This window comes from Bellilinea sp. (assembly GCF_034432615.1).
In the GTDB taxonomy this organism is placed as follows: Bacteria; Chloroflexota; Anaerolineae; order Anaerolineales; family Anaerolineaceae; genus Bellilinea.
Map to the genome: position 1 here is coordinate 1 of NZ_DAOUBL010000187.1, position 8,209 is coordinate 8,209.

The window sequence follows — 8,209 nt, forward strand, 5'->3', positions numbered from 1 at the left end:
CGCTTTGCCGGGCCGGTTGCGCCGCGCGTGATGGTCGGGGATACACCGATCGGCGGTTTGAGTGACGCGCAGGCCGCTGAGCGCGTTGACCAGCGCTGGAATCGCGAGCGGGTCTTGCTGGTAACCGACGGCGAGCGTTACTGGCAGGCTCAGCCGCTCGACTTTGGTTTGTGGGTGGACCCGGCCGCCACCGCCCGCCAGGCCTATCGGGTTGGGCGGGGAGAGCGGCGCTGGCAGGAACTCTGGCAGGTGATCTTCGACCGCCAGCCGCTGGAAATTCGCCCGCAGGTGGTGTTCAGCCCCACGATTGCGGTGGAGCGGTTACGCAACTGGCGCGGATTGGTGGAATACGCGCCGGAGCCTCCGCAACTGAGTTATGCAGGCGGCAAATGGCGCGCCGTACCGGGCGCAGCGGGAATCGCGCTGGATGTGGAAGCCACCGTGCGGTTGATGGAACAGAACGCTGAGGTCATTCTGCGCAGCGGTGTGCTGACGCTGGTCACCCGCCGGCTGCCTTCCCCCACTGCCGATCTGGAAGCGCGCCTGCCTTCGCTGGTTGAGCAGCTTAACCGCCCGCTGCGGGTGGAGGGCTATGACCCCATCCTTGACCGCAGTGAGGTGTGGGATGTGCCGCCCGAGCTGCTGGCGGAATGGGTGCGGCTGGATTGGGAAAGCGGCGAACCGCGCCTGAGGCTGGATGAGATCGGCTTTCCGGCCTATCTGGAAGGGCTGCAAAATCGGCTGACAGACGGACGCAGCGTGTGGCTGCCGCCTGACCCCTACAACCTGAGCGAGCGCTGGGTAAGCGGCACGCCCTACACCGTCATCCTGCGCCACCCGCCGACGACCTACACCGTCCAGCCGGGCGATACGCTGCTGTCCATTTCTTATCGCGTTCAAATTCCGGCCTGGATGATTTTGCGCGCAAACCCCGGCCTCAACCCGGATGTGCTGCCGACCGGCAGCGCCCTCACCATTCCATCGCGCAGCGACCTGCTGCCCCTGCCGGTGGTGATCGGCAAGCGTATCCTGATCTCTATTTCGGCGCAGCGCATGACCGTTGTGGAAAACGGCCAGCCCATTCGCGAATTTGTGATCAGCACCGGCATTGACCGCTCTCCCACCCAGCCGGGCGTGTTTCAGGTGCAAACGCATGTCGCCGAGGCTTACGCCTCAGTATGGGATTTGACCATGCCGTACTTTTTGGGGATTTATGAGGCCTGGCCGGGTTTCATGAACGGCATTCACGGCCTGCCCACCCTTTCCAGCGGGCGGCGGTTGTGGGCGGGCAACCTCGGCCGGCCGGTTTCTTACGGCTGCATCATCCTCGACCTGCCGGCCGCCGAATGGCTGTACGACTGGGCGCAAAACGGCGTGGTGGTCGAGATTCGCGAATAAAGTCAGTTTATCCACATTTTTATAACCGCCATTCTACCGCTCGTGCTACAATCAAAAGCGGGTTCTTGAATTCGCTGGGGCGGAGGCGGAGGATGAGCATTTGGCGGATGGGTGGTCGAAGACGGTCCGGCTGGCGCTGGCTGAACGGGCTGCTGATCGCGCTTGGGTTGATGATATGCCCGATTTTCACGGCCGGAATGGCCGATGCAGGTGTTGCGCTGCAGTCCAACCCGCCGCGCTATCTGATCCTTGCGCCGGATGAACTTGCGCCGCATCTGGCGGGTTATGTGGCCGCAAAGCAAGCCCAGGGGTTTGATGTCATCCTCAAAACCCTTGCGCAAAGCGGGCAAACTCCCACGGAGATTCGTTCGGCGGTTTCGGCGCATTCGCCTCAATTTCTGCTGCTGGTGGGGGATGCGGATTTGCTGCCGGCATGGCCGAGCCGCAGCGGCTTGACCACCCTAACGGATTTGTACTACACCACCCTGGACGGGCCATGGGATTACACGCCCAATCTGGCTTATGCCCGCCTGCCGGTGCATTCGGCTGCCGAGCTGCAGAGCGTGCTGGCGAAATGGTCGGCTTACGAGGCGCTGGATGGCAGCCAGCCCTGGTTGAGCCGGGCGGCTTTCATCGCCAGCGGTGAGACGGCGGATTACTCGACCGCCGAGCAAATTCACACCCAGATGATCCAAACGCATACCCTGCCCGCCGGATTCACCGGACAGTTCCCCAATGCAACGCAGCCGGGCGGTGACCGGTTGTATGCCCATACCCATGCCGCCACCGCTGCTGATTTAACCGCCGCGTTCAACGCCGGGCGCGGGCTGGCGGTGTATTTTGGTCAGGGCGGCGAGCTGGGCTGGAATTCACCCTATTTCACCGGCGAGCAGGTGCAGCCGTTGAACGGACCGCCCGTGCCGCTGCTGGTCAGTTTTGCCAGCCGCACCGCTCATCTCAGCCCCAATCAGATTTCCTTTGGCGAAACCTGGCTGCTTCATCCCGCCTCTGGTGCGCTGGCGGTCATCGCTGGCGGGGCAGATACCACCCGCACCGCGGACGAACGGCTGGAGAAGGAACTGTTCCGTGCATTGTTTTCCAACCCGACCGCTCCGCCGCCGGTGGGAGAAGCCCTGCGCACCGCCTTGCTGGCGTTTGGCGGGTACTATGCGCCGGGCGAAACTCTGGTCAAGCAGTATTACGAAATGTATGCCGTATGGGGCGACCCGACCCTGCGCCTGTGGCTGGATGCCCCGCGCCGCTTCAGCCTCGGCCTGCAGCCGCACTCGGCCGCCGTGTGCGCCGGGCAGAGTCACAACCTGCCAATTGACGCGCAGTTGAACAGTGCCAACCCGTTCACCATCACACTCAGCCTCAGCGGTCAGCCGCCGGGGGTGAGCGCGGTGTTTTCGCCAAATCCGGCCTCCTCGCCGGGCAACAGCGTACTGACGCTGTCCATTGCCGACGCTGTCCAGCCGGGAGAGTATCCCTTGACGGTGAGCGGAAAAAACGGCTTTGTTCAGCAGGCGCGGCCCTTGCGGCTGACGGTCAACCCGGCTGCCCCTGCTTCAACCCCGCTGCCGCAGCTGCCCGCCAACGGCGAAAATCGAGTCAGCCTGCAGCCGCGCTTTGAATGGTTGGCGGTGGAATCGGCCGCTGCCTACCAGCTGCAAATTTCGACGGACAGGGACTTTGCGGTTTCTGTGCTGACCGTTGCGGATATTCCCCAGCCATCCTTTGAACTCAGCGAAGGATTGCAGCCCAACCGCACCTACTACTGGCGGGTGCGGGCGGTCAACGGCTGCGGAGCGGGCGGTTACTCGCCGGTTGCTCAATTCACCACCCAGCCGCCGCCCGGCGAATGCCCCCTGGACAGTACCCCAGAGGTCATTTACCAGCAGCCCTTTGACAGCATCCCGTCCGATTGGACACTGGCAGGCGGCTGGCAGATTGGCAGCGCCTTTGGACGCGACGGCGTGGCGCGGGCGGCGGCGCCGGCTGAAATCTCGCTGCAAAGCCTGACTTCACCTTCCTTCACGCTGCCGGCCGAAAACACCCCAGCCGTGTTTGTTCAGGCCGAGCTGGCCCATGACTTTGGCGATTCTTCGGCCTGTCTGGACGGCGGCCTGTTGCAAGTTTCCACCGACGGCAGCCAGTGGCAGGAGTTGCCCGAACCGGCATTAAACCCGGCGTATGACGGCATGCTTGCCGTCACCTTCGGCAACCCACTGGGCGGCAGGCGCGCCTGGTGCCATCGGCGGGACTGGTCGCCGCTGGCTGCCGACCTGAGCGCATACCGCGGGCAGGAGGTGCTTTTGCGCTTCCTGACAGCCACCGGCGCGGACGAGCAATCGGCAGCCGGCATGGCGCTGGATAATTTCCGGCTGGTTGCCTGCCGCTCGAGCAGCGGCTTGCGCCGGCTGGAATGGTCGCCGACGGCCGTTTCGGTGATCCGCCCGGCCGGAGAAACGGTTGCCTTTGACCTCACCGTTGCCAACCGCGGCGGCTTGGTTGAGCCGGTAGAAATCACGGCAGACGGGGGTGGTTTGGAGGTCAACCTGTCTAAAAGTGAGCTGAACCTGCCCGCCGGAGGTGAAGAAGCGCTGCAGGTGCAGGTCAGCCTGCCGCCGGATGCCGCGCCGGATTCCCGCTACGCGGTTTCTCTGCTGGCCGTCAGCCGCGCAGCCCCTTCGGTTTGGGCTTCTGCAACACTCAACCTGACGGTCAGGCAGTGTGTGCTGAATTTGAGCGCGCCCGCTTCCCTGCCGGCGCTCAAAGCCGGCGAGCAGGGGTCTTTCTACCTCTCGCTGAGTAATTTGGGCAACGATGACGATACCGTCCGCCTGGAAGCCCAAATGCCACCGGGCTGGACGGTCAGCATACCCAACCAGGCCGCCGTCCGGCAAGGGGAAAGTCAGCTGATTGCGGTGACCGTGCAGGCGCCGGCTGCCGCTTTACCGGCTGAGCAGGCAGCCTTGCAGATCACGGCGCGTTCGGGGGGCTGCCCGGCGGTGACCAGCCGGCTGGAGCGTGTTCTGACGGTTCAGGGCAGCCGCCTGTTCCTGCCGCTGGTTTCCCGTTGAATCCGGGCTGAGATTATCCTTGCTGAACCTGATTACCGCCTTTTTGTTTGGCGGCGTACATGGCTTCATCGGCACGGTGGATCAGGTTTTGCAGAGTTGTGGGGGCATCTTCGGTCACACTGGCCACCCCAATGCTGGCGGTGATGCGGTGCAAAGCGCCATTCATTCGGTACGGACGCTCGCGCAGTGCGCCGAGCAGGCGTTCGGCGGTCAGCACCGCCTCCTGCGCAGTTGTTCTGACCAGCAGGACAATGAACTCATCGCCGCCGGGCCGCCCAATCAAATCGCTGCGCCGCAGAGCGGATTTCATGCGCCGCGCCACTTTTTTCAACAGGACATCTCCAATCAGGTGACCATGGCGGTCATTGACCGCCTTGAAGTGATCCAGATCAATCACCAGCAGGCTGAACGGCTCGGCATAGCGCTGAGCGCGCAGCAGCTCCCGTTCCCCGGCTTCGAAGATCGAGCGGCGGTTGAGTAAACCGGTCAGGGCATCTACCTTGGCCAGCCGCCGGGCCTGTGTGAAAAGCCGGCTGTTTTGAATGGAAAGCGCCGCCGGGCCGGCAAAGGTTTCGGCAAGGGTGGTTTCGGCGGGTCTGAAGGCGTGCGACACATCCCGCACCAGCCACAACAAACCAATCAGGCGGTTGTTCCATTTCAGTGGAATGACCATCCAGGAGATGCCCGGCGTGTTTTCGCGCAGCAGATCGAGCAGATTCTGCTCCTGTAGTTGATTGAAGAACCATGCCCCGGCATTAGGTTTTAAGTGATCCGATAACAATGGATGATCGGCGGGCAGTACGGCAGGCGGATTGGAAGTGAGATGGCCCGTTTTGGCTGCCAGCCGGAACTTTCCATTCTCTTCCAGATACAGCGCGCAGCGGTCGTAGGGAATGATCTTCTCCAGTCCGCGCAGCACCTGCTGGGCAGCCTGCTGAGAACTCAGGTCGTGAATCAGGCTGCTGATCGCCTCGCGCAGCGCTTCCGATTCACGCCGGTGGGACTGTTCGATCATCAATAAGTTGCGGATGCGCTGTTCCATGCGTTTTTGTTCGGTAATATCGTTGAACACGCCAAAAGCGCCGATGAATTGGCCCTGTTCGTCAAAGTGGGGGGTGGCATGGATGGAAAGGATGCGCCGCTGCTGGTTGGGCAGGACAATCTCAACTTCGTACTGGCTGCGAAAACCCTTCCGGCGCAGGGCGGTCTGTTCCAGCACAATCTGCATCTGATCCGGCGCGAGAAATTCGCCCAAATTGCGGCCGACCATCCCACCCTCACTGACGCCGAACAGTTTTTCGGTTTCCGGGTTGGCAAAGATGATGTTTTCCTGCTCATCCACCAGCGCCACGCCCAGCCCCTGATTTTCGATCAGCAGCCGGTACAGTTCTTCGCTGGCGCGCAGAGCCGTTTCGGTTTTCCGCCGCTCAAAAAATGCCCCTAATAAATTGGCAGCCGTGCGCAGTGTATCCACTTCATATGGCTTCCAGGTGCGTTCGCTGCGGCATTCGTCGAAGCCGATGAAACCCCAAAACTGTCGTTGTATGAAGATGGGCAGGGCGAGGATGGAAAGAATTCCCTGCGGGGCCAGCTCCGCCTGTTCGGCGGGCGGTAAATCACGCACTTTAGCCGCCAGCACTTCGCCGCGCTGCAGGGTTTCGTAAAAATGGGTAAAGCCGCGTTCGAGGTAGTCAAAGTTTTGCAGGTTGGGGTTGTTGATTTGCGGTTCGATGCCTTCGGCGCACCATTCGTAGCGCTGGCTGGTCAGCAGGCGCGCCCCATTTTCCCAGTGATTTTCAAAGAGATAGACCCGGCTGACATCCGCTGCTTCTCCCAACTGCGCCAGGACCTGCGGGATGACTTCATCCGGCTGGGCCGAGCGGAACAGCTGGTAGCTGGCATCCGCAACCGCCCGCAGGATGGCCGACTGGCGCTGGTAGGATTTGCGAGATTCTTTGATCGGGCGCAAATCGCGCAGTTCAATGCCCAGTAAATCCTCCTGCAGGCGGGTAATGGTGGCATTGACCGGGATCATTTTTTGCTGGCTGTCAAGCATGAGCCATTCATGCGCCAGCACCGGCGGTTGATGCGGCAGCTGGTCGGTCTGCTGAAACAAAGCATGTTGTTCCGGCGCAATCAAATCCCAAATGGTCAGGGAAGGCAGCTGCTCGCTGGAATAAAGCAGTAAAGCGCACGCCGGCGCGTTGGCCGCCAGAATGCTGCCGTTGCGCCGAATGACAAAGGCCGGGTACGGGGTCTGATCGAGAAATTCGGGGTGGTGCGCTTCGCTCATGAGATACCACCCCGGCTGCGCGCCTGACCCTGATTGATCCAATTTTCTAAACGCGATGCTGGCATTGACCTTGCACCCCCTCAAGGTAAGTCATGATGGCTGGCGTCAAATCCATCGGGGAAAGGAAGTTTCCCATTATTTTACTCAAAACAAACGAATTTTCAAGCAATTTTGCCGATTTTTATGTGGTTTTTACGCCATATGTGGGTAACAGATCCATCTCCTCAGAAAGGGAAACGGAACCTGCTCTATGAAACGAAACCTTTACCTTCGACGTAAGACGGGGCTTCATCCTCCATCCTATTTCGAGCAGGCTTTGCACCAGACCCGCCAGGCTTTGCTGCGCTTGATCGAAACTGTGCCGGCAGCCGTGTGCATCCTTGACCGGCGCGATTTTACCTATCTGGAAGCCAACCCGTGGTATTGTGATCTGATTGGTATTCCGCGCAGCCTGCTGCTTCACCAGCCGGAGAGCAGCCTGCCGGCCGGCCTGGGTGAAAACAATCTGAAGAAAATTCTGACGCGGCTTGGGAATGAGCACTCGCTGCGTAACCTGGAATTGTTCCTGTTCAACCAGCAGGGCCAGCTGGTGCGCAGTTTTGCCGGCGTGGAAGCCATCCATTTCAACGGGAGGCCTGCCTTGCTGGTCACCCTGACCCGCGAACAGCGGGAAGATACCCGTCCGACATCGGCATTCAGCGAAAGTAAACTGGCTGTGGTGGGTGAAGTCGGGCGGGCGCTGGCGCAGCTGGATGACCTGACCGAAATCTACCGCCGCCTGAGCGCGGCTGTGGTTCAACTGCTGCCGGATGTGTGTACCGTGTACATTTCGCTGTACGAGAGCGATGGCGGGGAACTGGTGTGTACTTACGGCGAGCACGAAGGCGAACAGCTGGACTTGAACAGTATTCCGCGTCTCAGCCGTTTGAATCACTCCGAATCGCATCAATTCAAGGTGATTGAGAGCGCGAAACCGCTGGTCATTGACGATTTGCTGGCCGATGCGCCGCCCGGTACGGCGCGGCTTTCGTTCATCCGCCCCGGTCGGGCGGTGCGCTCCGGCGTGTATGTGCCGATGGTCAGCCGCGGAAGGGTGATCGGACTGGTGCAGGCGCACAGTTACCGCCCGGCGCGTTTTCGGATGACAACCGATACGGCCCTGCTCGGTCTGGTGGCGAACACGGCGGCGGTGGCCATTCAGAACGCGCAGTTGACCCGCTCGCTGGAACAGTCGCACCTGGATTTGAATCAAACTTATGAAGCCACCATTGACGGCTGGACGCGCGCGCTGGAATTGCGCGATTTTACCACCGAGCGGCATTCCAGCCGGGTCATTGACCTGACGGTGGAGATGGGCAAACGGCTGGGGCTTTCTCATCCGGAACTGGTGCGGCTGCGGCGCGGCGCACAGCTGCACGATGTGGGCAAAATCGGC

4 protein-coding genes are annotated in these 8,209 nt (G+C 61.3%); 3 read left to right on the top strand and 1 reads right to left on the bottom strand.

Going from position 1 to position 8,209, the window contains the following annotated elements; all coding sequences use genetic code 11:
* Positions 1-1,398 (top strand): L,D-transpeptidase family protein (locus tag VAE48_RS08555; protein ID WP_322792903.1); only part of this gene is annotated, 1,398 nt, incomplete at its 5' end.
* 92 nt (positions 1,399-1,490) lie between these two features.
* Positions 1,491-4,481, top strand: a complete 2,991-nt coding sequence (locus VAE48_RS08560) for a C25 family cysteine peptidase (protein ID WP_322792904.1) — start codon at positions 1,491-1,493, stop codon at positions 4,479-4,481.
* A 13-nt stretch (positions 4,482-4,494) separates the two neighbouring features.
* Here VAE48_RS08560 and VAE48_RS08565 read toward each other — a convergent pair whose 3' ends face one another.
* Complete coding sequence (locus tag VAE48_RS08565) at positions 4,495-6,774, bottom strand: diguanylate cyclase (protein WP_322792905.1); 2,280 nt, start codon at positions 6,772-6,774, stop codon at positions 4,495-4,497.
* Between the two features lie 250 nt (positions 6,775-7,024).
* On the opposite strand from VAE48_RS08565, the gene VAE48_RS08570 reads away from it, so the two are divergent.
* A partial coding sequence (locus VAE48_RS08570; RefSeq protein ID WP_322792906.1) for a GAF domain-containing protein occupies positions 7,025-8,209 on the top strand: 1,185 nt, incomplete at its 3' end.